The sequence below is a fragment of the Marinobacter sp. LV10R520-4 genome, assembly GCF_002563815.1.
Taxonomy (GTDB): Bacteria; Pseudomonadota; Gammaproteobacteria; order Pseudomonadales; family Oleiphilaceae; genus Marinobacter.
Window position 1 is genome coordinate 3,883,877 of record NZ_PDJM01000001.1, and the last position, 24,538, is coordinate 3,908,414.

Genomic DNA, 24,538 nt, shown 5'->3' on the forward strand with positions numbered 1-24,538 from the left:
TTATTCAAACCCGAATGAGGCCATATCATGCAAAACACCACTTCTTTACAAGCCGCGCAATCTAACGGCGGCACCCTTCCCGCTTCACACACCGTCACGCTGCCCCAACTATGGGATCAGAAAGTTTTGGCCGCATACCTTGGTAAGTCTACCGCATGGTGTGAACGCGCCCGCTGGGCTGGTGATGGCCCCCGTTTCGTAAAGCTGGGCCGCCATGTTCGCTACCGCGCTGATGATGTTCTGGCATGGATCGAAGAAAGCGCCCGCACCTGTTCAGGGGAGGCGTAAAGCATGAGCCAAATTATCAGCTATTCAGACTTTGTAGCCCGCGCTGGTGTAGGCGAGTTGCGCCCGCTCAGCACCGTTGAAGAAATCACCCATATGGCAAAGATAGCCAACGCCTTGCCGCATTGGTTCGACCAGCGAAGGGCCACGACGCTAATTGCAGAGCGCGTAGGAGTGGACGCAGATTTGATTCATCGGCTGATGGCGCTGGAGGGGAAATCATGGATGGCGTAAAACGAGAAACCCCCGAAGCTGGGCAGGCAAGCGGGGGCGCATTCGATAAGTTACGGGTTAATTATAACACTACGCCGCACCCGTACCTAGAGCGCAAGGGTATTGACCTGGATGACCTGCAAGCGGCCTGTAAATGTAAGGTAGAGATCAGGCCAACGACCCTTGGCAATTTTCGCGGGCCTGCCGTGTTCCGTGAACTGCTGGACGTTGACGGAATCACTCAGGGTTTTGAACGGATCTTGTCGGAGCGGATTACTTTCAATGCTGGCGACAAGCCAAACGACAAGTTCACCGAGAAAGGCAGCACGGTATCAGGCACGTTCACGCCCATTGGTTTTTACCCTTCCGACCTAACGACTATGGGATCGACCGTTATCATCTGCGCTGGCCTTGCCGATGGCTACCGAATCCACGAGGCAACAGGCGAACCCGTGGCCTGTGGTGTAGGTGAAGGCAATATCCGCAGAATTGTGGAGGCTATACAGCCGTTAAACCCTAGCATTCTGGTGGCCGTTGATAATGACGACGCTGGCAAGCGAGCAGGCAAAGCCAGCGGCTGTAAGTGGACACACCCAACCATTCACAAGGATTGGAGCGATGTGTACCAAGCCGAGGGGCCGGACTCAGTGCGCAAACAGTTGGCGGTAGAAGTGAAGCCAGTAAAAGAACCCGCCGAAGCCCTTGCCGTGGATCTATTCGACAACCTGACCCCGCCGCCCTTCCCTTTGGATTTGCTACCGCCTGCAATAGCCAGTTACGCGCGGGATCAAGCCGAATTGATAGGCGTAGACCCTGCTGTGATCGCGCTGGCAGCCATTGGAGCCGCAGCCGCTTGCATTGATGACCGTATCGAAATACAGCCCAAAAGACACGACACAGGCTGGCGTGAAAACGCCCGGCTATGGGTGGGCATTATTGGAGACCCAAGCGCGAAGAAATCCCCAGGCATTACCAAGGCTATGGCCCCGCTGTTCAAGATTGACCAGAAATGGCGCGATGAAACCAACCAAGCCAACGCCGAGTGGTTGAAAGCCTGCGACGATACCCCGAAAGGTGAGGAAGAACCGCCCGCCCCTATCGGAAAGCGGCTGATTTTGAATGATGCCACCGTTGAAAAAATGGGCGACATTATGAGCAAGTCAGAACCGCGCGGGATGCTCAGCTATCAAGATGAGTTGAGCGGCTGGCTGGCTTCAATGGATGCTTACAAAAACGGCGCTGGCGGTAAGGACAAAGCCGCATGGTTGGAAGCATACAACGGCGGGCCGAAGGCCATAGACCGCATTGCCCGTGGTTCATTGTTTGTTGAGAACTGGAGCGCCTGCGTTATCGGCGGTATTCAGCCAAGCGTCGTTCAGGCGTATGCACAAAGCACCAACCACGATGGGATGTTACAACGGTTTATCCTGGTGAAAGCAGGGGAAGCCCGGCTAGGTGTCGACCGCCGCCCGGATCTTGAAGCGCGCGAACGATACACCGCCGTAATGGAGCAACTGGCGGGAACCGTGGCCGTGGGTGATCCGCTGGTGACATTATCAGAGGATGCTCACAAAGTGCGCGAAGCCCTCGACATAAAGTTGCATAAACTAACTATAAACCACCCGAACAAGTTTCTTGCAGCCGCACTAGGCAAGTGGAATGGGCTGTTTGCCCGACTGCTGCTGACGTTCCATTGCGTAGAAGCTGCAACCGACCATGAGTACCCGTGTTTTCGTGAGGTATCAGGCGAAACCGCACACCGTGTATCTGACCTGATGTGGCGAACGCTGCTACCCCATGCCGTAGCCTTCTACCAAGGGCTAGACCCTATAGAGGATACCGCCCGCGAGCTTGCCGCCTTGATCCTGGCCCATGAATGGGCGAGATTCACCGTTAAACGCGACCTGAACCGTAATTGGCGGGCCAGTCGTAAGCTGAAACCGTGGGAGCTGGAAGAAACCCTAGACCGTTTAGAGGCGTTCGGATGGATCATACCCGAGCCGCTCAACTTGAACGAGAAAGGCAAGCCCGCCGCCTATCGAGTAAACCCAGGCATTCACGCCCGATTTGCAGAACAGGCAGACCGAGAACGAGAACGGCGAAAGGAAGTCACCGCCATGATGGCAGACCTTAAACAGTAAACTCTAGCCGGGCTGTGTCCCGGTTTTTTAGTGCCGTGTCGACGTTGTCGTATACGCGCGCGTAACAGAATTAGAAAAAGTCGGTAATTATAAGGGAAGAACAAGGGTTTGATTTTTTATCACGGGCGCGCATACGACATTGTCGACATCAAACACACAGACCGGCTAAGAATGAACGCTCGAACCCGGTTTATACCCCAAAGCTATAACGATCTATCTGGCCATAGATTTTTGTAATATAAACGCCCCTACCCTGCTGAATCCGCACTGAAACAATACGGCATAGGGATATTATGTCCCCCGTGTGTCTATTTCAAAGCCTTGTTATATATAGGTTTTGTTCACTCGTTGATATACTGTGCATCAATAGGTGCATCATACAGAGCATATACAGACCATTTATCCAAGATATACAGCGCATATATGACCCACAAGACACCGCCAAACAAGTTCAACGCCGGATGGCTTTCAGAGCTAGACGGGCGAACGGCCATTGCCCAGGTTATGCGGGAGCGTTACGCCAGCTTCACTAATGACCTTGGTGGTGTGGAGCGTTTGAGCTATGCACAACGCAGCCTAGTTGAGAGGGCGCTATGGTTGGAGTTTTGGTTGTCACAACAGGAACAGGCGCTTGCCGGTGGATCTGATTTTGACGTGGGCAAGTGGACGCAAGCCGCCAACAGCCTGCAAGGCATACTCAGCAAACTGGGATTAGATCGCGTTGCCCGTGATGTGCCAGACCTTGCCCAGTATCTAGCCGGTAAGGGTGCCAAACAATGAACATCATTGAAGCAATGAACGATCCTGAACTGTTCGGGGAGCATTTCTCCGGGGATAGCTGGGCCAATTGGCGCTCCCTGCTGTCCGGCTTCTATGGCCTGCAACAAGATGAACAAGGCGCTGAAACCTTCCATACCCTAACGCAGCGTGAGCCGCCCTCAGAGGCCGCTAACGAGCTTTGGCTGGCTATCGGTAGACGTGGTGGCAAGTCATACATAGCCGCCCTGCTGGCCGTGTATGAGGCTGTATTCAATGACCACCGGGCGAACCTAGCACCGGGCGAAGTTGCAACCGTAATGGTAGTTGCCGCCGATAGAAAACAGGCCCGCACGGTTATGCGTTACATACGCGGCCTGCTGATTGATAACCCGATGCTGTCCCGGCTGGTGGTGAAGGATGGCCCGGAGTCTATCGAACTAACAAACCGCTGCTGTATTGAGATCATGACCGCAACCCATCGCGGCATTCGCGGCTATACCGTTGCGGCTGCCATTCTGGACGAAATAGCGTTCTGGTATTCAGAGGGAGCAAGCCCAGACACCGAGATCCTTTCGGCCCTGCGGCCTTCACTGGCCACGTTAGGCGGTAAGCTGATCGCCCTCAGTTCGCCATACGCCCGCCGTGGTGTGTTGTGGCACAACTACCGCCGCCACTTTGGCAAAGATTCGCGGGTATTGGTTGCCCAGGCACCGACCCTGCTAATGAACCCGACCTTGCCCCGCCATATCGTTGATGAGGCATTGGCAGAGGATCCGATTGCCGCCGGGGCTGAATACCTTGCTCAGTTCCGCACGGACGTTGAATCATTCGTTTCTATGGAGGCGCTGGACGCTTGCACACGCCCAGACTGGCTAGAGATCGCGCCCGACTACGACACCCGATATAAAGCGTTTGTTGACCCCTCTGGAGGCTCTGCTGACGCCTTCACCCTTTCCATTGCACACGTAGAGGATCGCTGTTGTGTGGTGGACGTTGTGAGGGCTATCAAGCCGCCATTCAGCCCCGAAGCCGTAGTGGAGGAGTTCTCGGAATTGCTCAAGCAATACCGGCTTTATGAGGTCTATGGGGACGCATACGCAGGCGAATGGCCCCGCGAACAATTCCAGAAACGCGGCATTACCTATCACCGAGCGGGCAAGCCTAAATCCGACCTTTACCGCGATATGCTCCCGCTTATTAATTCTGGCCGCGTGGAACTGCCCCCGAACAACCAACTGAAAAGCGAATTTTTGGGACTCGAACGCCGCACCGCCAGAGGTGGCCGGGACTCAATAGACCATGGCCCAGGTGGTCACGATGACGTAGCAAACGCCGTTGCAGGTGTCTGTGTTCTGTCTATCGGGCACGGTACGCCGTGGGGGCCAAACGACCTGAAAATCAGTTTTCAATTATGAGGCATTACCTATGAAATACAGCAACCCCCTGAAAGAAATCGGCTCACGCATGGCTAAGGCAGCCGAAAAGAACACATACGCACGGAGTCTTCAGACTCACGTTAACCAGATGATCCGCAGCGTTGAAGGGCTAGAGAATTTCAGCGCCAACAAAAGCCCCAAAGACACAGACGCGGGCCACACCCTAAAAATTGCAGCCCAGGCCAAGCGGCTGCAAACCGAAACCGCAAGATGGGAAAAAGTGTTAAACGATAATGTACGCCGGGGAATTGATGAATTAGACCGGGCGATCACCGAAAAATCAGGACTGCGCGAAACTTTGCACGGCGCTGAAATCCGTACAGCCTTGCGGGGAATGTCTTTCCAGGAGCGTAGCGCAGCCCTAAACGCGGCATTAAAGGCTGGTGACGCTTCATTCATAGCCGCGATAAGTGAGGCACCGAGTTTGCTTTCTGGTGTCACTGCCGATATGCAGACCCGTTACCGTGAGGGCATTATGGAATCACTCGCACCCGAGGAAACAGCGGCAAAATCTGACCTGCTGGAATCGTTCAGTGCCGGAATGACGGCGCTGGGAATTGTTAACAAATCAATAGCCAGCGGGTACGACCCCGTCCAATTGCGAGAAATTGAGCAAGCCGAAGCTAAAAGCGCCGATGCTTCTCGGAGTCTGGAAAGTTCTTATAATCCGGTACCGGCTGACGCTGATTGATCGTGGAGGCGGTAGACTACGGCAGGGACGCCGCAAAGCCTGAAACTAACCTATGGAGTGAAGCTCTACGCCTGCTGGTGTCGGATGCTCGCAGCTTTTGGCAGGGTGAGCACACGCGGGATTTCGACGCTGAAAACTACCATCTTGAACAGGCGTTTGATGATGTGGTGAGGTGCGGGCCTATGTTGCGGCATTGCTGTGGTTTTCTGGATCTTGAACCGGACTGGCTAAGTGAGGGCTTTATTCGGTGGTGTGAGGAGGTCTAAAAAAATGGCGACGGGGTATGGGCTATATTACGTTACCCCGCCACTTATTCTAGTGACTATGGTTTAAGCCTACCTTTCAGTAATTGAGACGATATCCAAGTTTGAATGTCTGATCTCCGTCATTAGATTCAAAGCCTCCGATCAACCCATGTCGCTCTCCACCCGCACGAAATTCGAGTATTGCAACATTATAAGTTTCGTTATCGGCGGGGCTACCAGCAACTTCAATGTCGAGATCTTCCCGCTCATATTTAGCAAGAATATCGAACCGTTCATTTATCTTTAAGCGAATGCCAGCGCCAATTACTGGACCATCTGCCTCTGCTGTAGCGCAAAACCCGGAAGAGCAAAATTCAATTTCTTGTCTTGTCAGCGCAACAGTTCCAATGACATCAAGGGCGCTGGTCAATGGATATGCAGTTCCTAAACCAATATCAAATAAGGTTGCTGAAAAATCAGAGCTACTTCCTTCATTATAAAAGCCAATCCCTTCTATGAAACCAAAGCCAAAGGCAAAGGGCTGGAACGATAATTTTGCACCACCACCGAGTGCACCGTCATAGATTTCACTACCACCACGAACGGGTATAGCTATTTCATCATCAAAATTGACCACTTGGGCGGACAAATCAAGGTAAGAATATTCATTCGCAGTCTGCTTGTTTGCCGCAACTGCGGTTGAGCATAAGGCCGCGAATGAAATGACGACGATAGCGCGCTTGACCATTTGAATTCCTTCTCTATTGCAGTGTAACGGACCCAGACCCTATAGGGCTGAAATTCTAAGTGCAACGGAAATCTGGGGATTGGGTGCCGGCCTCTTCCTGACAGTCACACCACTAGGCAGGTGTCGCAACCGCTAGGCAATCCATGCGAGCGGCTGAAAAGATGGTGCCCGGAGCCGGAATCGAACCGGCACGACCAATGGTCTCAAGATTTTAAGTCTTGTGTGTCTACCAATTCCACCATCCGGGCAATTATTTTCACGCGATGCACCAGTGATACACCGCGCCTCAAAAATACCAGTAAACACTTGATATACCTAGACCTTCTATCAACCAAAAATTGATTTTAAGTCTCTTGTGTCTACCTATTCCACCATCGGAGCATTTCGAGGGGATGTTTTTGAGCGAGGAATTGTATAAGGCCGCGTTCGCTAACGCAATTCGGATTGGCTTCTAATTTAAAAGATCTGCTTTGAGTGCACCGCAACACCCCGATAAATGTAGCCGGCAATGCGCGGCGCATTTTCCAGATAGAAGGTGTCTAGCTCAACGATATCGAAGTCTGCGCTGCGGATCAGGTCGGCAATGGGTCGGTTCAGGTGGCAGCCGCCACCAATGCGCTTCCAGGCCGGTGTTATTCGGTGTTGCCAGCGCTGAACCTTGGCATCCGGTGATTCGCCGTGCTCCAGAAACAACAATTTGCCATCAGCTCGCAATACTCTTTTCATTTGGATCAGTGCTTTTTCCCAGCCGGCTATGCTGCACAGTGTAAAGGTGAGCACCACTGTGTCTATGCTGTTGTCTGCCAGCGGAATTTCCTCGCCTGGCAAATCCAGCCACTCTAGGGGCACTGGTGATCGGTTGGCATTTTCGATGGCTTTGTGACGCATACCGGCCGACGGCTCCAGGCCGTATACGCGCGCAACTGCGCTGGGTTGGTAAAGCGAGAGGTTGATGCCCGAACCCATTCCCACTTCCAGCACAATCCCTTTTGCCCTGGGCACCAGGCTCTGGCGCAACGCCATCAGGTCGTCACTGGCGCACACTTTGGCAACCAGATGAGGCAGTATTTTTTCTTGGTAAAATCCCATTCGTGACACGCCCGTAAGTTGTTAATTTCTTTGGCTAAGCTATAGTATCAGTGCGTCGCAACCTTCGGTTCTTAATATATGTCATGAGTGCGACAATCTGTCCGACGCGCACGTCTGTATAAGATAGTACGATGCAATAACCTACTGGTAACAACAACACTAAAGATACCAAAGGCAGTCGACGCCAAGGGCATGAGCCCTATGGTTCTGTGTGAGAAGTTACCGGAGGTTCTATGGAACTCGATCCCATCCTGTTGTCGCGAATACAATTCGCATTCGTGGTGTCTTTCCACGCTATTTTCCCAGTGTTTACTGTGGGTCTTGCTTCTTATATTGCCGTGCTGGAAGGCTTGGCCTTTAAAACTGGCGATCAATCTTGGGTTCGCCTGTCTTCGTTCTGGACCAAAATTTTTGCCGTGGTTTTTGGCATGGGCGTGGTATCCGGAATCGTTATGTCGTTTCAGTTTGGTACAAACTGGAGCAACTTTTCCCAAGCGACTGCCAATTTTCTAGGTCCAATGCTGACTTATGAGGTGATAACAGCATTCTTCCTGGAAGCTGCATTTCTGGGCGTTTTGTTGTTTGGCCGTAATAAAGTTCCACCCGGTGTGCATCTGTTTGCCGCCATTATGGTGGCGACCGGAACCTTCATATCGACCTTCTGGATTCTATCGGCCAACAGCTGGATGCACACACCAGCAGGCGTCGAACTGCGTGACGGCATTTTTTACGTGACATCTTGGACCGAAGCGATTTTCAATCCTTCCTTCCCCTACCGCTTTGCCCACATGGTGCTGGCATCGTTCCTTACGGGTGGCTTTGTTGTCGCCGGAGTAAGTGCCTGGTATCTGCTCAACGGCCGCGAAGTAGAGGCCAACCGGAAAGCGCTGTCTATGTGTCTGTGGCTGCTGTTGATTGTGGCGCCGACGCAAGCAGTGGTTGGTGATTTTCACGGTTTGAACACACTTGAGCACCAGCCAATGAAAGTGGCTGCAATGGAAGGTCATTGGGAAACCGGGACTAACGTGCCTCTGCTGCTGTTCGCTATTCCAGATCAGGAAAACCAGACCAACCATTTTGAAATTGGTATCCCCAGCCTGGCCTCCTTCGTGCTCACCCATGATTGGAATGGTGAGATTTTGGGCCTGAATGAAGTCTCGGCTGAAGAGCGGCCACCGGTTGCGATCGTGTTTTGGTCGTTCCGCATAATGGTCGCCCTTGGTTTGCTGATGATTGTGTTCGCGCTGGCCGGCTTGTTCCTGCGCCGTGGTGGCAAATTCTGGCGCACAAGATGGTTTCTGCAGGGTCTGCGCGTTATGAGTATTACGCCGTTTATTGCGGTATTGTCGGGCTGGTTTGTGACCGAAGTCGGGCGCTCGCCCTGGCTGGTTCACGGCATGCTCGATTACTCAGCGGCCGTTACACCCTCACTCACCGGCGGTATGGCTCTGTTCACCCTGATTGGTTACGTGGTGGTGTATTCGATGGTGTTCTCCGCTGGAGTTTACTATTTGATGCGGGTTTTGTTTGAAGGTCTTGAGGCTGATTATGAAGAGCCCGAGTCACAAACCGAGCGGCCGAAGCGCCCCCTGTCTGCGGCACACACCACATTTGAAATTGGCAAAACCAATGGGCAGCCAGTGAACCAAGGAGGGCACTGATCATGGAACTATTTGATCTGACATTAATCTGGGCGTTTATTATTGGTTTTGGCGTAATCATGTATGTATTGATGGATGGCTTCGATCTGGGCGTGGGGATCTTGTTCCCCTTCGCGCCCTCGGAGCAGGATCGCGACACTATGATGAATTCGGTGGCGCCTGTTTGGGACGGTAACGAAACCTGGCTGGTGCTTGGCGGTGCCGGGCTGCTTGCGGCATTTCCTCTGGTGTACTCCATATTGTTGCCTGCTCTGTACATTGGGGTGTTCCTGATGCTGGCCGGGCTTATTTTTCGAGGCGTTGCGTTCGAATTCCGTTTTAAGGCGCAGAGCTCGCGCTATTTGTGGAATTGGGCGTTTGCCGGCGGCTCTACCCTGGCAGCGTTTGCGCAGGGTGTGGTGGTAGGGAGTTACATTCAAGGCTATGAAACCGCCAATCGAGTTTACGTCGGTGGCGCGATGGACTGGTTAACTCCGTTCACCATTATGACTGGCCTTGGCTTGATTGCCGGATATGCACTCCTGGGTTCCACTTGGCTGATCATGAAAACCGAAGGCCGGCTGCAAGAATGGGCATACAAGATCACCTTGCCTCTTCTTACGGCGGTTTTAGTTGTTTTTGGAATAATAGGTGTGTGGACACCGTTCGTGGATGACATGGTGCGTAACCGCTGGTTCGACAACTTAAGCGTGATTTGGGTGCTGCCGGTTCTGACCTTGCTGTTTGCGTTTCAGATTTTCCGCTCTGTGCGCAACCGGCTTGAAGGCATGCCGTTCGTGGCCACCATGGGACTGTTCATCACGACGTATTTTGGGCTAATCGTGAGCCGCTGGCCCTACCTGGTGCCGCCCGACTACACCCTGTGGGATGCCGCGTCGGCGTACAATTCACAGCTATTCCTGCTGATAGGTCTACTGATCGTTATTCCCTTTGTGCTGGTGTACACCGCCTGGACCTACTGGGTATTCCGCGGCAAAGTGCGCGCCGGCGAGGGATACCACTAAGTGGCTGAACCCGACGCGCGAAACACTAGCGCCCTGAATAACGCTAGCGCCCTTAATAACGGTAGTACCGGTGATTCGTCACCGGTACTACCGGGTGCAGAGGTGAAGCAATGGTTACAAGGCTTGGCCAAGACACACAGCAAAAGCGTTACCAGCACGGCGGTAGCTGGTTTGTTTGCAGGCCTCGCTACCATTGTACAAATGACCTTGTTAGCCACGATTATTCACCAGGGTCTGGTGGAAAAAGTCGCTTTGGCCGCATTGACACCGTATTTTCTGGGATTATTGGCCACATTAGGGGTGCGGGCACTGGCTCAAGGCTGGCAAACCACTCTGGCGTCACGCTGCAGCCAGCAGGTGCGCCAACAGGTACGTCAGCAACTTAACGATTGCTGGCAAGCCACCGGGCCAGTGAGCCTGAACCAGTCTTCTGCTGGCACTCACAGCCGTGAATGGCTTGACCACGTTGATGCTCTGCACGGCTACTTCGCACGTTTTCTGCCGCAAATGCTGATTGCCACCCTGCTACCGCTGATGATTCTAGCGTTTGTATTCTGGTTAGACTGGCTAGCGGCAATATTTTTAATGTTGGCGGCACCACTGATTCCATTGTTCATGGCCTTGGTGGGTATGGGCGCTGAATCACTGAATCAACAGCACTTTCAAACCGTCAGCCGCCTGTCCGGCCAGTTTCTGGATAAGGTGCGCGGGCTGACCACTTTGCAACTGTTTCAGCAAACCGGCCCCGCTTCCGAGGTTCTGCAACAGCGCTCGGACCAATACCGGTTTATCACCATGAAAACCCTGCGGGTGGCGTTTTTGTCGTCAGCTGTTCTGGAGTTCTTTTCGTCTGTGGCCATCGCCGTTATAGCCATGTATATCGGCTTTGGCCTGTTGGGCTACATCGATTTTGGCCCGGCAGCGGATTTAACGCTGTTTTCCGGTTTATTGGTGTTGCTGCTGGCACCGGAATTCTTTCAACCCTTGCGCACACTATCACAGCACTATCACGATCGTGCATCCGCTCTGGGTGCCGGCGCTGAAATTTTCAGCCGGCTTAACGCCTCAGAGCCGACTGGCCAGCGGGTTCGCCCTGCTCCCTCGCAGAACAGCACCGGGGTGATGGTTCAAGACGTCAGCTTTGGCTTCGGCTCTGGCTTTGGCAAAAACAAGCTGCTGTTTGACCGGGTGTCGTTCAGCGTAGGCCGCGGCCAAGCCCTTGCGCTAACGGGGCCCTCCGGAGGTGGTAAAAGCACCTTACTGAATATGATAGCGGGATTTATCGCTCCACAAAGCGGTGCCATTACCATTTTCGACAAAGCCCCCGGTCAGCAAGCGTTTGGCTGGTTAGGGCAAAAAGGCTTCTTGGTAGATGGCACCTGGGCCGACAACCTGCGCTTAACCGCACCGCAGGCCAGCGAGAGTGATATAGCAGCCGCGCTGGAACAGGTTGGCCTGGGTCCTTTGCTTGCTGAGCGCGCAGATGGCATTCACAGCAAAGTGATGGAAGATGGCCAGGGCCTGTCGGGTGGGCAGTCACGGCGCCTTAGCCTGGCGCGTATTCTGGTGGCCGATTACGACCTGATTCTGCTGGATGAGCCCACAGCCGCGCTGGATGCCGACAGCGAACAGCACATTGTGCAAACCCTGTCCAAATTGAAGCAGCAAGGAAAAACCCTGGTGTTTTCCAGCCACCACACGGCGTTGCTCGCACTGGCTGACCGGGTACTGCAGGTGGTAGATGGCCGGTTACAGGCCACTGCTGAAGGAGGTCACCATGTTTGATGCTCTGCGCCCTTGGTTGCAGTTGGTTTTTCACCGCCGTAACCGCTTACTGATTGGCGCTTTTTTGATTCTAGTTACGCTGCTTGCGGGTATCGCTCTGTTGGCGTTGTCTGGGTGGTTCATCACCAGAACAGCTCTGGTTGGCCTGTTGATCGCCATGGGTATTCAGGCCACGATCGAGCTGTATCTGCCCGGCTCGGCCATTCGGCTGTTTGCGGTTTCGCGTACGGTATTCCGCTACCTGGAACGAATTTACAATCACGAAACCGTGCTACGACTGTTGGCCGACATTCGGGTGACCCTATTTAAACGCCTGGCCCTCGTGCCCCGCAGCCAGCGCTCGCCAATGACGGGCGCACAATGGCTGTCACGCTTGCTCACCGATGTGGACGCGCTGGATACTCTCTACCTGCGCCTACTTGCCCCTGCGTCCCTGGCGGCGCTGGTAAGTGTTGGGGTTATTATCCTGGCCGCTACGGTGTTTAGTGTACAAACCGGCGTTTTGGTCGCTGCGTGCCTGGGCCTGGCCTTTGTGGTGGCAACGGGCACTGTCTACATGCGCACCCATAGCTTGGCTCGGGCTCAAAGTGAGCGCCGGGACACACTACGAAGCCAGCTGGTTCAGCACATTGAAGGTTACGCAGAGCTTACCGCTGCTGGCCGTGCCCGTGACCACAGTGCTTTGTTGATGCAGCAGGCCGAGCAGTTAACCAGCGAGCAATGCACTATTGAGGCTCGGGCGGGCTGGCACCTTGCCGGCTCAAACCTGTTGATAAACCTGGCAGTAGTGGTGGCTCTGTGGATGGGATTTAGCCTGTACCAGCAGCAAATGCTGTCTGGCCCGGTGCTGGTTTTGCTGCCCATCGCTTTATTGGGATTAGGCGAGGTGTATGGCGTGTTGCCCGACGCGTTTTCCCGCCTTGGCGGCACTGTCGCCTCTGCCCGGCGCTTGAACCGCGACACAGCAGAAAGCGCCAAGCACAGCGATGTCACCTTGGCGAAGACGACGGCAATGGAAACGCCTGAGAACGGCGTTTTTGCGGTCGCGGTTCACGATCTGCAGCTGCGCCACGGCAACAGTCAGCCTTTGCTGGCCCGCCCTCTCAGCTTCGAACTCAAGCCCGGGGAGTGGCTAGGCTTTACCGGCCGGTCTGGCAGCGGAAAATCGTCCCTGGCAGACGCTCTGAGCGGGCTAATAAACCCATCAGGCGGTAGCGTTAGCAGCCTTCCGGTTGCTTACCTGACCCAGCAAACCTATCTGTTTGACGACACCTTAAGCATGAACCTGAAAATGGCCAACCCGGAGGCCAGCGATGACGATCTATGGCAAGTGCTGGACCTGGTCGAGATGGGAGACCGCTTTGGTGACGAGCCGGCCCAGCTGGATACCTGGCTGGGCAGTGGCGGTAATGTACTGTCTGGCGGCGAAGCCCGGCGCATTGCGCTGGCGCGAGTGCTGCTAAGCCCTGCGACCGTGTTCGTGCTGGACGAGCCATTCACCGGTGTCGACAAAGCCCTGCGGGACCGCATATGCTGCCGTTTGGAACAACGTTTGGCGGGCCGTACGGTGATCAGCCTGGCTCACAGTGTGGATGCACTGGCAGGTGGCACCGCTACGATTGCGCTTTAATATAAATATAAAAACTTCGGGATCGACTATGTCTTCGCAAATAATACTTCCACGCATCCTGCAGGTTGGCGCCGGTGCCAGTGAAGAATTACCCAATGTACTTGCCAGCCTTAATTGCAGCCGACCGCTGATTATTACCGACAAGATGATGGTCGATCTAGGCTATGCAGAGTCGCTCAAGGCGTGCCTGCTGCAGCGTTCGATAAGTGCCGATGTGTTTAGCGATACCGTCCCGGAACCCACAGTGGGCTCTATTCAGGCCGGCGTTGAGCAGGTTCGCAACGGCGATTACGATTGTATTGTCGCTCTTGGCGGTGGCAGTCCGATTGACAGTGCCAAAGCGATTTCGATATTGGCCAGCTTCGGTGGGGTAATGAGCGATTACAAATTTCCGCGCATCGTCAATGAAAGCGGTATTCCGGTGATTGCGGTGCCAACCACCGCCGGTACAGGTTCGGAAGCCACCCGCTTTACCATCATCACCGATGAAACCAGTGATGAAAAAATGCTCTGTGTGGGCATCGGCTTTATGCCGGTTGCGGCTCTGGTAGACTACAACCTGACCCTCACCGTACCTGCACGAACCACCGCCGATACCGGCATAGACGCCCTGACCCACGCAATGGAGGCTTACGTCAGTCAGAAAGCGAATCCGTACAGCGACACCCAGGCGCTGGCCGCTATGCGCTTGCTGGGGCCAAATCTGCGTACCAGCTATAAAGACGGAGCCAACAAACCGGCCCGTGAAGCCATGATGCTGGGTTCAACCTTGGCGGGCATCGCATTTTCCGCTGCATCCGTGGCGTTGGTGCATGGCATGAGCCGCCCTATCGGCGCTGCGTTTCATGTGCCCCACGGTTTGTCGAACGCCATGTTGTTGCCGGCCGTTACCGAGTTCTCTATCCCCTCAGCGCCCGAGCGCTACGCCGATTGCGCGCGAGCCATGGGCGTTGCTGATGAGAGCGACAGCACAGACCGCGCTAACCAGAAGCTGATGAAAGAACTGTACGCGCTGAACGAAGAACTTCAGGTACCAACTCCAGGCGAATTTGGCATTGATCGCGCCGGATTCTTTGAGTTGATACCTACAATGGCCGAACAAGCCTTGGCGTCTGGCTCCCCAGGCAATAACCCGCGGGTGCCGACTGCGCTGCAGATCGCAGCGCTTTACGAAAGGCTTTGGTAAACCGGCAACGTGCTGATGACTGGGACCCGTTTTAACGGGTCTCCAGCACGTCAAAGCTCAACCCGGCGCGGCTGGTCAAGCGCTCCAGCAACGGTTGGCCCAGCAAGGATGCAGGAGTCCAGAAACCGCCGTCCCGATTCTTCGGAATGTCGAATGCCAAACAGGTTGCTGCTTCGCCGAGCATGCGACTCGTAGCACCGTAACCCGGATCGCGATCGCCTTTAACACGGGTAATGATCGTGCGTCCGTCAGCGGTTTTTCCCACAAATCGTATGTCAAAAAAGCCGGCCTGCTGAGCGTCCGGGCTTGGCCCCTCGCCTGGCTGCGGCACGAATTTTTCAATAGCCCAGCGTGTGGGTTTTACCGCAGAACCCATAAAGAACCCCGCCAAAGCTGCAGTGATGGCGTAAGCAGTCAGCCGGCCTTTCACACCCCGGCCGGTCATCACGGCTTCGTCGTAGGTGAATTCCAGGCCGTAGCGGGTATCTTGCAGAGCGTTAGACCGGTGAATAACACGGGTGTTGATGGCGCCCATCACAAACGGTGCCAGCCAGCTGTTCAGGGTTTTATCAAACCCGGGGCCTTTTAGCGAAGGCTGGCGGGTTTTTGAACGGTGGCCCGCCGGGCTGATGGAGAACGGGTTCGCCATAGAGCGGCGCAGCTCGGGATCGGCGGCCATTTCCTTGGCGATGTTGATCATTGACGCCACTGTGCCGCCAGAGAGCGTTCCCTTGGCCGCTTTCACGCGCATGCGTACGTCTTGGCAGACGCTGCCAAAAGCGTTCTGAGCCTGTTGCTGAAGGAACCAGACGCCCATATCTGAAGGAATAGAGTCGAAACCGCAGCAGTGCACCATTCGAGCGCCGGATTCCTTCGCGGCCGCTTCATAACGCGACACCATTTTGCCAATCCACTGTACTTCACCGGTAAGGTCACAGTAGTCAGTGCCGGTTTCGACGCAGGCTTTGATCAGTGGTTCGCCAAAAAGCGCATATGGGCCGACCGTAGAAATGATCACCCGGGTGCGCATGCACAGTGCCTGCAGTGCCGGCTCATCGGCGGCATCGGCGACCAATAACGGTAAGTCTGCAGCGCCTGACCCCAGCTGGTTCTTGAGTGTTTCAAGCTTTGACTGGGAGCGGCCGGCTATAGCCCAGGAAACATCGCCACCCACGCCATGGGTGTCGTACAGATACTGGGTCAGAATCTGACCCACAAAACTGGTGGCGCCGAACACCAGCAAATCGTAAGGGGGCTTCTTGCTTGCACTCATCACTTTTCCTGCCTGTGTTTTGATCGGATTTTTCATAAAAAAAGGCACCGGGAAAGGTGCCTTTTTTCAATAGAACCAGAAGCTTATTACGCTTTCTTAAGTTCTTCTTCAAGCTGCGGTATCGCTTCAAAAAGGTCCGCAACCAAGCCGTAATCTGCTACCTGGAAGATAGGTGCTTCTTCGTCCTTGTTGATAGCAACAATCACTTTGGAATCAGACATACCCGCCAGATGCTGAATAGCACCCGAGATACCAACAGCAATGTACAGCTGTGGCGCAACGATTTTTCCGGTTTGCCCTACCTGCATATCGTTGGGCACGAAGCCGGCGTCAACAGCGGCTCTGGATGCACCGACAGCGGCACCCATCAAGTCGGCGATCTGCTCCAGCATTTTGAAATTTTCGCCGTTCTGCATACCGCGGCCGCCAGAGATAACAATCCCGGCGCTGGCAAGATCAGGGCGGTCAGATTTTGCTTTTTGTTCACTCACAAACGTGGACAAGCCTGCATCTTTTACCACGTCCAGCTGTTCCACCGATGCGGAGCCACTTTCTGCTGCTACCGGGTCGAAACCGGTTGGGCGCACGGTGATCACCTTAACGCTATCGCTGGATTTAATCGTTGCGATGGCGTTACCCGCATAAATCGGGCGCACAAAGGTGTCTTGGGCTTCAACACGAATGATGTCAGAAATCTGAGCCACATCCAGCAATGCCGCTACGCGGGGCATGGTGTCTTTGCCCGTACTGCCGGCAGCTGCCAGGATGTGGGTGTAACCCTCGGCCAGCTCAACAATCAGCTGGCTAAGATTTTCACCCAAAAAGTGGCCATAAACCGCGTTATCAGCAACCATCACCTTGTTAACACCGTCAGCCTTTGCTGCGGCTTCCGCGATGGCGCCCACGTTTTCACCGGCAACCAACACATCGATGTTGCCACCGATAGCCTTGGCGGCTGCGATAACACTCAGGGTCGCCTGCTTCAGGCTGCTGTTGTCATGTTCAGCAATTACAAGGATGCTCATCAGATCACCTTCGCTTCGTTCTTCAATTTGTTAACCAGCTCTGCCACGTCTGCAACTTTGATACCTGCCTGGCGTGAAGCCGGGGCTTCCACTTTGACAATTGTCAGGCGCGGAGCGACATCAACACCCAGATCAGCCGGGCTGATGGACTCCAGAGGCTTCTTTTTTGCTTTCATAATATTGGGCAAAGACGCGTAACGCGGCTCGTTCAAACGCAAGTCGGTGGTAACAACCACGGGCAACGTCAGTGAAACGGTCATCATGCCGCCGTCTACTTCGCGGGTTACGTTTACTTTGTCACCGTCGATCACAACTTCAGACGCGAACGTACCCTGGCTCATACCTGCCAGCGCGGCCAGCATCTGGCCAGTTTGGTTGTTGTCTGAGTCGATGGCCTGCTTGCCCAGAATAATCAGGTTGGGCTGCTCTTTGTCGGCTACAGCTTTCAGCAGCTTGGCAACCTGCAAAGACTGAATCTCTGCGTCTGTTTCAATGTGGATGCCACGGTCCGCGCCCAATGCCAAAGCGGTGCGGATCTGTTCCTGACAGGCCTTGGGGCCAATAGAAACCACCACAATCTCGTTCACAACGCCCTTTTCTTTCAGCCGAACCGCTTCTTCAACAGCGATTTCGCAGAATGGGTTCATTGCCATTTTGACGTTAGCGAGATCAACGCCGGAGTTGTCCGGCTTTACACGCACTTTTACGTTGTAGTCAACTACTCGTTTTACAGCAACCAGAACCTTCATAGATTCCTCGTTCTTCTACGATGTGTTTAAAGACGTATCAGCAAATTCAATGGGAGTATCTGCTGCGGGAGTGCAACAATACTGCCGATAAAGCGAAAGCGGGTCAATAGAAATGGCGCCGTTTAGGTCATGCCGGCACAGCCGTAGCAGCTTGAGAACAGGGAGAAAATCCCTACACATCAATTAAAACGAACGTTTGTTTGGCGTACCAGGAAGACGCAAGAAGAGTTACTATAGATACAACGCTAGCTTAACTTTAGCAGCACGCAGTCGTCTGCAGGGTTTTTTACACGTATAATAGCGCACAGATTTTGAAGAGCTCGGTTCAGTCGTGACTGTCCAACATTTAAAAAATATGGTTGAGGAGACTAACGTGGAACGCGAATCGATGGAGTTTGATGTCCTGATCGTCGGTGGTGGTCCTGCTGGCCTTTCGGCAGCCTGTCGCCTGATGCAACTCGCCCAAGATGCAAGCCAGGAATTAACGGTTTGCGTGGTGGAAAAAGGCTCCGAAATCGGCGCTCACATTCTGGCCGGTACCGTTTTTGAGCCAACTGCTTTAAACGAGCTGTTTCCAAACTGGAAAGAGCTGGGCGCACCGTTGAATACTCCGGTCACCCGTGATGATATTTTCCTGCTAAAAGATCAGGAAAAAGCCACAAAGATACCCAATGCGTTTGTGCCAAAGAACATGCACAACCACGGCAACTACATTATCAGCCTGGGTAATTTCTGCCGCTGGCTGGGTGAGCGTGCCGAAGAGCTCGGTGTTGAAGTCTATCCCGGTTTTGCGGCGTCGGAAACGATTGTGGAAGACGGCCAGGTCAAAGGCATTATTACCGGCGATATGGGCGTAGCCCGTGACGGCAGTCATAAAGACAGCTACATGCCCGGTATGGAACTGCGCGCCAAATACACTCTGTTCACTGAAGGTAGCCGCGGCCACCTGGGCAAGCGCCTGATCAACGAATTCAAGCTAGACGCCGGCAAGGATCCCCAGCACTATGGTCTTGGCATCAAAGAATTGTGGGACATTGACCCGGCCAAACACGAACCGGGCCTGGTGGTGCACACTACCGGCTGGCCCCTGAGCGAAAGCAACTCTACCGGTGGCTCCTTCCTGTATCACCTTGAAGGTGGACAGGTATATGTAGGCCTGATTACTGATTTGAGCTACAGCAATCCACACCTTAGCCCGTTTGATGAAATGCAACGGCTCAAGCACCATCCGGAAATCAAAAAACATCTGGAAGGCGGCAAGCGTGTATCTTACGGCGCCCGTGCCATCACCAAAGGCGGCTTTAATTGCCTGCCGAAGATGAGTTTCCCCGGAGGCCTCCTGCTGGGCTGTAACGCCGGCACCCTGACCTTCTCCAAGATCAAGGGCACTCATACGGCCATGAAATCTGGAATGATGGGCGCAGAAGCGGTGTTTGAAGCGCTGAATGCAGGTAAAAGCGGCGAAGAGATCACCAGTTTTGAAGACCGCTTCAAAGACAGCTGGCTGTACAAAGAGCTCTATAAAGACCGTAACTTCGGCCCCAGCATTCACAAATTTGGCCCGATCATTGGTGGTGGCCTGGCGTATCTGGAGCAGAATATTCTGGGCCGTAGCCTGCCCTTCACGTTGCACGACACCCTGGCCGATCACGATGCGATGAAACCGGCGGCTGACTGCAGGCAGATCAGCTATCCAAAACCGGACAATAAACTGACCTTCGACAAATTGACGTCGGTGTTTATCTCGAACACCAACCACGAAGAAGACCAGCCGGTTCATCTGCAGCTCAAAGATCCAAGCATTCCGATAGAGCACAACCTGCCGAAGTACAACGAAGCGGCACAGCGCTACTGCCCTGCGGGTGTGTATGAGGTGGTTGAAGCGGAAGATGGCAGCGGCAAACGCTTCCAGATTAACGCGCAGAACTGCGTGCACTGCAAAACCTGCGACATTAAAGACCCGTCCCAGAATATTACCTGGGTAACACCAGAAGGCGGCGGCGGTCCAAACTACCCCAACATGTAATAGTAACAGGCAAAAAAAAGGCTCCCAAGGGAGCCTTTTTTACGAGCAGTCCACAGTAATTTAGTGAGCGTGCCCGTGTTCCTGTTCTTCGTCTGTTGCGTCGCGAACTTCAACAACTTCAACATCAAAGTGCAGGGTCTCGCCAGCCAGAGGATGGTTCGCATCAATAGTAACGGTCTCGTCACCTACTTCAATAACGCGCACCACCTGGGGGCCGTTCGGCGTCTCCGCCTGGAACTGCATGCCTGGCTCAATGGACTCTACGCCTTCGAATGCGCTGAGGGGAACCGGCTGAATCAGCTCGTCGTTCTTCTCACCATAGGCTTCAGCAGGAGCCACTGAAACTTTCATGGCGTCACCGGCGACTTTTTCATTCAGTGCACTTTCCAGCCCACCGACGATGTTCTGTGCGCCTTCCAGGTAAGACAGCGGCTCCCGACCTTCTACGCGGGAGGAATCCAGTTCTTCTCCCTGGTCATTGGTGAGCGTGTAATGGATGGATACAACGCGGGGTTGTGCCATGTGATCTCCTTGCGTGTCTGAAATGACTGTATTGAATTCATGTATACCCAGCTTAACAACGACTAAACCGCGATAACCATTATTTTTTGGGGCGCAGGCAGAGTTTTCAACCGTTACCGGTCAATTTATAAAAATTCCCTTTGCTGAACACGCCAACCACGGGTTCGCCGTCTGTTACACGCTCAACGGCCAAGTCCGCCAATTCGTAGTAAGCCGCCGTTACCAGCCGTGCCTTCACGCCATGGTGCACCGTTATCAGCGGTCGGGGTTCACCAGTACCGGGGTAAGTGTCCATTTGCAGCGGGTGGTCGGCGCCAACACTAAGAATTTCTCCCACATTGGTGATTAGCGTCAGCGCCTGTTGTTCGCCCTGCCCGCTTACTGTTAATGAGTGCGCCAGCAGCGGTGTGTCTTCCACTTGAATGCGCCATTTTTCGACCGGTGAAACCAGGTAATACTCGCCGTCTTCTTCTAGCCGCAATATGCTGGAAAACAGCTTCACCAGTGCCTCGCGCCCAATAATATTACCTTTAAACCACCAATCGCCGGCGCGATCTATGCGCATCTCCATATCGCCGGAGAGCGGCGGATGCCAGTCTTGCAGTGGCGGTAAACCTTTGGCAGGAACAGACTTTGCGAGCTGCTCCAGGTCTGTTGGTTGTTGGCTCATAGAAGACTCCCTTGGTGGGTAGCTACAGTGAAGGTCAGGGGAAAAACTGGTTTTTCAGATCAGCGCAGCCGGGGCCGACGACGGGCATGTCCAGCAGCACGGCTTGGGCCGTCATGAACGCTGCACCGCGCCGGTGGCCGTCTGTCAGCAGGCTGGTAAGCACGCCGACCAATGGCATGTGCGACACCAGCAACAACGGTGAAGCCGTACTGGCCAATAACGCCTCCAGGCAACGGGCCGGATCGTCGTCTGGCGTAATGAACCGCTTTTCTTCAACCGAACAATTCAATCTTTCGGCCACTATCGCGGCGGTTTGCCGGGCACGAACCAGAGGGCTGCACCAGATGAGCTTCGGGCGGCTATCACTTTCCGCCAGCTGGCCGGCCACTCGGGCAACCTGTTGCCTACCCACGTCGGTGAGCTCGCGCTGCTCATCCTGTGTGTGCCAGCCCGCTTCGCCGTGGCGCATTATAAGAAGCTTCATCAATAACCTCTAAGCGTTTGGTTAACTTGAAAAAAAAGTCGCGATAGAATTGCTATGAAACCGCTATGGAATCGTTATTGAACTATTGTGCGCGGCAGAATGAACTCCACATCGGAGTTCTGCGCGGCCGTCATCAAACCGTTGATAACCGCCTTTACAGACGCATTGCCATATAGAATTTCGTGTAAGCCCCGTACCAGCGGCATTTGAATGCCCATGGCCTCGGATTTGTCGCGCACCAGTTTCAAGGTGTAAATACCTTCTGCGACCTGCCCCAGCTCGGCCGCCGCTTCGTCCAGCTGCTTGCCTTTGCCAATCGCGTAACCAATACGGAAATTCCGGCTTTTGGACGATGTGCAGGTAACAATCAGGTCACCAACGCCAGCCAGTCCCAGGAAGGTCATAGGATTGGCCCCCAGGCTGACCGCAAAGCGGCTCATTTCGGCCATGCCCCGTGTAATCAGCATGGCTTTGGCGTTTTCGCCCATCTCCAAAGCCGAACCTAGCCCGGCGACAATGGCGTAAATATTTTTCAATGCACCCGCCAGCTCCACGCCGTACATATCGGCGTTGGCGTAAACTCGAAAATACTCGCAGCCCAGCAGGTTTTGAACGCTGGTGCGCACCTGTGGGTCTTCCGAGGCTATGACGGTGGCGGTCAGATCACGATTTACAATCTCCGCGGCCAGGTTGGGACCGCTGAGCACACCTATACGGCATTGGGGGATTTCTTCCTGCAGTATTTCGCTCATCAGTTTGAAGCCCTGGGCTTCAATACCTTTGGTCAGGCTAACGACTACCTGGCCATCACGAAAACAGCTGGCGTGCTGGTGAATGACATCACGGAAGGCTTTTGATGGGATGGCAACAAAGACAATTTCGGCGTTGGCAACGGCGCCGGGAAAATCTGTGGTGGGTTCTATATCACCGGCCAGCATGATACCGGGCATGTAACGCTCATTCTGACCGGTTTCGCGGATGCTGTCGGCTTGAGCTTGGTCGCGCATCCAGAAATGCACCCGATGGCCATTTTCAGCCAGCACTTTGACCATGGCTGTGCCAAAACTGCCGCCGCCAAGCACTGCCACATCATGGCGGCCTGGTGCATTGGACGCGTTGCCCTGCGCGGGCGCTGTTGTGTTTTCGGCCATAGTTATTTAACTCTTCAGGAACAGTCATTCCGTTTTTCGCTCAGCCGGTTTCTTCGCATTCCAGGGCGTGAACCAGATTTTTGAATTCTTCCCGATTGCGACTGTTCATACCCATCAGTATTTTATGGGCTTCCAGCACTTTGTCGCGAACCTGCTGCTCACCGGCTTTCAGCTCCGGAATTTCTTCCAGGCGCTCCATGCTGGAGACCGGCTCGCCGACAATAATAAAAATACTGTCGAAACCCATCGAACCGATGATGCGTGTGATATCCGGGTGGGTGGAAATCAGGCTGGGCGTGCATCCGCTCTGTTTTTTGGCGGCCAATGCTATTTTTGCCAAAAGTCCCAGAGTTGTGCTGTCGATGACTTCAGTTTCAGACAGGTCGATGACCACGGTTCTGAAATTGGGATCCTGAGTGATGGACTCAACCAGGTTATCCAGCGTCGAGCACAGATTCAGGCGTATTTCACCAACAAACTTCAAGACATAAATGCCTTTTTCTTCCGCTTGCAGAATTTTATAACCAGCCATTTTCCATACTGCCACTGTTTAGGACGACGGGCTTTCTGAATCACCTGAGGTGTCAGTGACCGACACCATAGCGATATCGTCGGGTAATTCCGTCATCTCATCGAGATTCAAGGCCTCGCTCAAAGAGTCAATAGTGTGACTACCTCCCGATACGAGTTCAAGTAGTGTTCGCTCCTTTTCATCCAGGCTTTTAGCCGGTATGACCTCCAGGATGCCGTCTGAAAACATCAGCAACCTGAACGGCGCCGTCAGCGCCAGCTGAAACACCTGCCATTCAGGCTCTTCAAACAGCCCAACCGGAAGCCCGCTACCCTTTAAGAACTCTGCCGGCTGATCTTCAAACACAATGATCGGCATTGGAAGATGCGCACCTACCGTGTAGCTCAAAACACGTGTTTTCAAGTCAATAATGCCCATGAAAATAGTCACGTGCTTACCCAAACCGGTATCCAGAAGCTCTGAATTTATACGTTGTAAAAAGAGTTCAGGATGCATGATTTCATCATTAAACCCTCGCCTTAAGTCACGCCGTAGCCTGCTGGTCAGATTTTTCAGTAGCACCGTAACAAACGCAGAGCTGGCACCATGGCCAGACACATCTGCGATGTACACCATTACTTTGTCATCGTTTAACTTGAAATAATCCAGAAAATCGCCGCTCAGGAACAACGATGGTTTGATCAGGTGGTCGATGACCACGCCGTTCACTTCCATATTGTGCTCTGGCAGCATTTTCATCTGCACCTTGCGGCCAGCACGGTGGTCTGCGCTGAGCTCGGACATACCCGATCGCAGTTCCCGGTTGGCGTCTTCCAGCTCTTGACGGTATAGCTGATTCAAGCGATTGATTCGTGCTCGCTCAAGCAGCTTTGCAATTACATCGTCCAGAGCGTTACGGTCTGAACTGCAGGGTTTTAGCAGGAAATCTGAGGCACCGGCCCGCATGACCGCTACAACGTCGGCGCCTGTGGCCTGTTCAGCGCAGGCCACAATCGGAATAAAATGATCGCTGTCTTCAAGGCGGTCTGCCACTTTTTGAATGGCGTCTGGCGGTAAATCCGCAAATATGATGTCTGGTGCTGGCCCCTCGTAAAGCGCGCTGGCCGCTGACGGACTTGCATACCCAAGCGCGTAAAAGCCGCGAACTTCCAGGTAACGGGACAGTTCGGCACGCGCATTTGCGTCGGAATCAATGATCAAAATGCGCTGAGTACGCAAAACCATAGCAGCTGC

At 53.9% G+C, this 24,538-nt stretch carries 24 protein-coding genes and 1 tRNA gene; 13 read left to right on the forward strand and 12 right to left on the reverse strand.

Going from position 1 to position 24,538, the window contains the following annotated elements; translation table 11 throughout:
- Positions 1-27: 27 nt before the first annotated feature.
- From ATG98_RS18810 to ATG98_RS18840, 7 genes are all read left to right on the forward strand, one after another.
- Complete coding sequence (locus tag ATG98_RS18810) at positions 28-288, forward strand: helix-turn-helix transcriptional regulator (protein WP_228706209.1); 261 nt, start codon at positions 28-30, stop codon at positions 286-288.
- Between the two features lie 3 nt (positions 289-291).
- Complete coding sequence (locus ATG98_RS18815) at positions 292-519, forward strand: hypothetical protein (protein WP_098424079.1); 228 nt, start codon at positions 292-294, stop codon at positions 517-519.
- On the forward strand, positions 507-2,639 hold the full coding sequence (locus ATG98_RS18820; protein WP_218925898.1) for a DUF3987 domain-containing protein: 2,133 nt from the start codon (positions 507-509) through the stop codon (positions 2,637-2,639). The genes ATG98_RS18815 and ATG98_RS18820 overlap by 13 nt, the downstream gene beginning before the upstream one ends.
- Positions 2,640-3,062: 423 nt before the next feature.
- Entirely contained in the window at positions 3,063-3,419 is a 357-nt protein-coding gene (locus ATG98_RS18825; RefSeq protein WP_098424080.1) for a hypothetical protein, read from the forward strand.
- A complete protein-coding gene (locus tag ATG98_RS18830; RefSeq protein WP_179888218.1) occupies positions 3,416-4,813 on the forward strand; it encodes a hypothetical protein in 1,398 nt (465 codons plus the stop codon). The genes ATG98_RS18825 and ATG98_RS18830 overlap by 4 nt, the downstream gene beginning before the upstream one ends.
- Positions 4,814-4,823: 10 nt before the next feature.
- Positions 4,824-5,525 carry a hypothetical protein gene (locus ATG98_RS18835; RefSeq protein WP_098424081.1) on the forward strand — a complete coding sequence of 234 codons (702 nt, stop codon included), beginning with the start codon at positions 4,824-4,826 and terminating at the stop codon, positions 5,523-5,525.
- Positions 5,522-5,791, forward strand: coding sequence for a hypothetical protein (locus tag ATG98_RS18840; protein WP_098424082.1), 270 nt, complete (start codon positions 5,522-5,524; stop codon positions 5,789-5,791). The genes ATG98_RS18835 and ATG98_RS18840 overlap by 4 nt, the downstream gene beginning before the upstream one ends.
- Positions 5,792-5,867: 76 nt before the next feature.
- Here ATG98_RS18840 and ATG98_RS18845 read toward each other — a convergent pair whose 3' ends face one another.
- From ATG98_RS18845 to ATG98_RS18855, 3 genes are all read right to left on the reverse strand, one after another.
- Complete coding sequence (locus tag ATG98_RS18845) at positions 5,868-6,518, reverse strand: outer membrane beta-barrel protein (protein ID WP_098424083.1); 651 nt, start codon at positions 6,516-6,518, stop codon at positions 5,868-5,870.
- Positions 6,519-6,680: 162 nt separating this feature from the next.
- Positions 6,681-6,766, reverse strand: a tRNA-Leu gene (locus ATG98_RS18850).
- A 208-nt stretch (positions 6,767-6,974) separates the two neighbouring features.
- A complete protein-coding gene (locus ATG98_RS18855; RefSeq protein WP_098418529.1) occupies positions 6,975-7,607 on the reverse strand; it encodes a class I SAM-dependent methyltransferase in 633 nt (210 codons plus the stop codon).
- A 233-nt stretch (positions 7,608-7,840) separates the two neighbouring features.
- On the opposite strand from ATG98_RS18855, the gene ATG98_RS18860 reads away from it, so the two are divergent.
- The 5 genes from ATG98_RS18860 to ATG98_RS18880 are packed head-to-tail and all read left to right on the forward strand — an operon-like array spanning position 7,841 to position 14,873.
- Complete coding sequence (locus ATG98_RS18860) at positions 7,841-9,268, forward strand: cytochrome ubiquinol oxidase subunit I (RefSeq protein ID WP_098418530.1); 1,428 nt, start codon at positions 7,841-7,843, stop codon at positions 9,266-9,268.
- A gap of 2 nt (positions 9,269-9,270) precedes the next feature.
- A complete protein-coding gene (gene cydB, locus ATG98_RS18865; protein WP_098418531.1) occupies positions 9,271-10,272 on the forward strand; it encodes a cytochrome d ubiquinol oxidase subunit II in 1,002 nt (333 codons plus the stop codon).
- The gene (cydD, locus tag ATG98_RS18870; protein WP_098418532.1) at positions 10,273-12,057 is read left to right on the forward strand and encodes a thiol reductant ABC exporter subunit CydD; all 1,785 of its coding nucleotides are present in this window, start codon (positions 10,273-10,275) and stop codon (positions 12,055-12,057) included.
- On the forward strand, positions 12,050-13,687 hold the full coding sequence (gene cydC, locus ATG98_RS18875) for a thiol reductant ABC exporter subunit CydC (protein WP_098418533.1): 1,638 nt from the start codon (positions 12,050-12,052) through the stop codon (positions 13,685-13,687). The genes cydD and cydC overlap by 8 nt, the downstream gene beginning before the upstream one ends.
- 28 nt (positions 13,688-13,715) lie before the next feature.
- On the forward strand, positions 13,716-14,873 hold the full coding sequence (locus tag ATG98_RS18880; RefSeq protein ID WP_098424084.1) for an iron-containing alcohol dehydrogenase: 1,158 nt from the start codon (positions 13,716-13,718) through the stop codon (positions 14,871-14,873).
- Positions 14,874-14,904: 31 nt separating this feature from the next.
- On the opposite strand, the gene ATG98_RS18885 is transcribed toward ATG98_RS18880, so the two are convergent.
- From ATG98_RS18885 to ATG98_RS18895, 3 genes are all read right to left on the reverse strand, one after another.
- Complete coding sequence (locus ATG98_RS18885; protein WP_098424496.1) at positions 14,905-16,146, reverse strand: saccharopine dehydrogenase family protein; 1,242 nt, start codon at positions 16,144-16,146, stop codon at positions 14,905-14,907.
- A gap of 86 nt (positions 16,147-16,232) precedes the next feature.
- Positions 16,233-17,171 carry an electron transfer flavoprotein subunit alpha/FixB family protein gene (locus ATG98_RS18890; RefSeq protein ID WP_098418535.1) on the reverse strand — a complete coding sequence of 313 codons (939 nt, stop codon included), beginning with the start codon at positions 17,169-17,171 and terminating at the stop codon, positions 16,233-16,235.
- On the reverse strand, positions 17,171-17,920 hold the full coding sequence (locus ATG98_RS18895) for an electron transfer flavoprotein subunit beta/FixA family protein (RefSeq protein WP_098418536.1): 750 nt from the start codon (positions 17,918-17,920) through the stop codon (positions 17,171-17,173). The genes ATG98_RS18890 and ATG98_RS18895 overlap by 1 nt, the downstream gene beginning before the upstream one ends.
- Before the next feature lie 373 nt (positions 17,921-18,293).
- Between ATG98_RS18895 and ATG98_RS18900 the strand changes: the two genes are divergently transcribed.
- Positions 18,294-19,946: an electron transfer flavoprotein-ubiquinone oxidoreductase gene (locus tag ATG98_RS18900; RefSeq protein ID WP_098424085.1), complete on the forward strand. Its 1,653-nt coding sequence runs from the start codon at positions 18,294-18,296 to the stop codon at positions 19,944-19,946.
- A gap of 60 nt (positions 19,947-20,006) precedes the next feature.
- On the opposite strand, the gene ATG98_RS18905 is transcribed toward ATG98_RS18900, so the two are convergent.
- The 6 genes from ATG98_RS18905 to ATG98_RS18930 form a co-directional block, all read right to left on the reverse strand.
- On the reverse strand, positions 20,007-20,468 hold the full coding sequence (locus ATG98_RS18905; RefSeq protein ID WP_098418538.1) for an FKBP-type peptidyl-prolyl cis-trans isomerase: 462 nt from the start codon (positions 20,466-20,468) through the stop codon (positions 20,007-20,009).
- Between the two features lie 106 nt (positions 20,469-20,574).
- Positions 20,575-21,138 (reverse strand): DUF1285 domain-containing protein, encoded by a 564-nt coding sequence (locus ATG98_RS18910; protein ID WP_098418539.1) that lies wholly within the window; start codon positions 21,136-21,138, stop codon positions 20,575-20,577.
- A 34-nt stretch (positions 21,139-21,172) separates the two neighbouring features.
- Positions 21,173-21,622 carry a phosphohistidine phosphatase SixA gene (gene sixA, locus ATG98_RS18915; RefSeq protein WP_098418540.1) on the reverse strand — a complete coding sequence of 150 codons (450 nt, stop codon included), beginning with the start codon at positions 21,620-21,622 and terminating at the stop codon, positions 21,173-21,175.
- Between the two features lie 74 nt (positions 21,623-21,696).
- Complete coding sequence (locus ATG98_RS18920; protein ID WP_098424086.1) at positions 21,697-22,773, reverse strand: NAD(P)H-dependent glycerol-3-phosphate dehydrogenase; 1,077 nt, start codon at positions 22,771-22,773, stop codon at positions 21,697-21,699.
- 40 nt (positions 22,774-22,813) lie between these two features.
- On the reverse strand, positions 22,814-23,305 hold the full coding sequence (locus tag ATG98_RS18925; protein ID WP_098418542.1) for an STAS domain-containing protein: 492 nt from the start codon (positions 23,303-23,305) through the stop codon (positions 22,814-22,816).
- Between the two features lie 18 nt (positions 23,306-23,323).
- Positions 23,324-24,529, reverse strand: a complete 1,206-nt coding sequence (locus ATG98_RS18930; protein WP_098418543.1) for a PP2C family protein-serine/threonine phosphatase — start codon at positions 24,527-24,529, stop codon at positions 23,324-23,326.
- Between the last annotated feature and the right edge of the window lie 9 nt (positions 24,530-24,538).

Excerpts from the sequence above, each read along its gene's own strand:
- ATG98_RS18810 (WP_228706209.1), top strand. The coding sequence starts at position 28 with ATGCAAAACACCACTTCTTTACAAGCCGCGCAATCTAACGGCGGCACC.
- ATG98_RS18815 (WP_098424079.1), top strand. The coding sequence starts at position 292 with ATGAGCCAAATTATCAGCTATTCAGACTTTGTAGCCCGCGCTGGTGTA.
- ATG98_RS18820 (WP_218925898.1), top strand. The coding sequence starts at position 507 with ATGGATGGCGTAAAACGAGAAACCCCCGAAGCTGGGCAGGCAAGCGGG.
- ATG98_RS18825 (WP_098424080.1), top strand. The coding sequence starts at position 3,063 with ATGACCCACAAGACACCGCCAAACAAGTTCAACGCCGGATGGCTTTCA.
- ATG98_RS18830 (WP_179888218.1), top strand. The coding sequence starts at position 3,416 with ATGAACATCATTGAAGCAATGAACGATCCTGAACTGTTCGGGGAGCAT.
- ATG98_RS18835 (WP_098424081.1), top strand. The coding sequence starts at position 4,824 with ATGAAATACAGCAACCCCCTGAAAGAAATCGGCTCACGCATGGCTAAG.
- ATG98_RS18845 (WP_098424083.1), bottom strand. The coding sequence starts at position 6,518 with ATGGTCAAGCGCGCTATCGTCGTCATTTCATTCGCGGCCTTATGCTCA.
- ATG98_RS18855 (WP_098418529.1), bottom strand. The coding sequence starts at position 7,607 with ATGGGATTTTACCAAGAAAAAATACTGCCTCATCTGGTTGCCAAAGTG.
- ATG98_RS18860 (WP_098418530.1), top strand. The coding sequence starts at position 7,841 with ATGGAACTCGATCCCATCCTGTTGTCGCGAATACAATTCGCATTCGTG.
- cydB (WP_098418531.1), top strand. The coding sequence starts at position 9,271 with ATGGAACTATTTGATCTGACATTAATCTGGGCGTTTATTATTGGTTTT.
- cydC (WP_098418533.1), top strand. The coding sequence starts at position 12,050 with ATGTTTGATGCTCTGCGCCCTTGGTTGCAGTTGGTTTTTCACCGCCGT.
- ATG98_RS18880 (WP_098424084.1), top strand. The coding sequence starts at position 13,716 with ATGTCTTCGCAAATAATACTTCCACGCATCCTGCAGGTTGGCGCCGGT.
- ATG98_RS18885 (WP_098424496.1), bottom strand. The coding sequence starts at position 16,146 with ATGAGTGCAAGCAAGAAGCCCCCTTACGATTTGCTGGTGTTCGGCGCC.
- ATG98_RS18890 (WP_098418535.1), bottom strand. The coding sequence starts at position 17,171 with ATGAGCATCCTTGTAATTGCTGAACATGACAACAGCAGCCTGAAGCAG.
- ATG98_RS18895 (WP_098418536.1), bottom strand. The coding sequence starts at position 17,920 with ATGAAGGTTCTGGTTGCTGTAAAACGAGTAGTTGACTACAACGTAAAA.
- ATG98_RS18905 (WP_098418538.1), bottom strand. The coding sequence starts at position 20,468 with ATGGCACAACCCCGCGTTGTATCCATCCATTACACGCTCACCAATGAC.
- ATG98_RS18910 (WP_098418539.1), bottom strand. The coding sequence starts at position 21,138 with ATGAGCCAACAACCAACAGACCTGGAGCAGCTCGCAAAGTCTGTTCCT.
- sixA (WP_098418540.1), bottom strand. The coding sequence starts at position 21,622 with ATGAAGCTTCTTATAATGCGCCACGGCGAAGCGGGCTGGCACACACAG.
- ATG98_RS18920 (WP_098424086.1), bottom strand. The coding sequence starts at position 22,773 with ATGGCCGAAAACACAACAGCGCCCGCGCAGGGCAACGCGTCCAATGCA.
- ATG98_RS18925 (WP_098418542.1), bottom strand. The coding sequence starts at position 23,305 with ATGGCTGGTTATAAAATTCTGCAAGCGGAAGAAAAAGGCATTTATGTC.
- ATG98_RS18930 (WP_098418543.1), bottom strand. The coding sequence starts at position 24,529 with ATGGTTTTGCGTACTCAGCGCATTTTGATCATTGATTCCGACGCAAAT.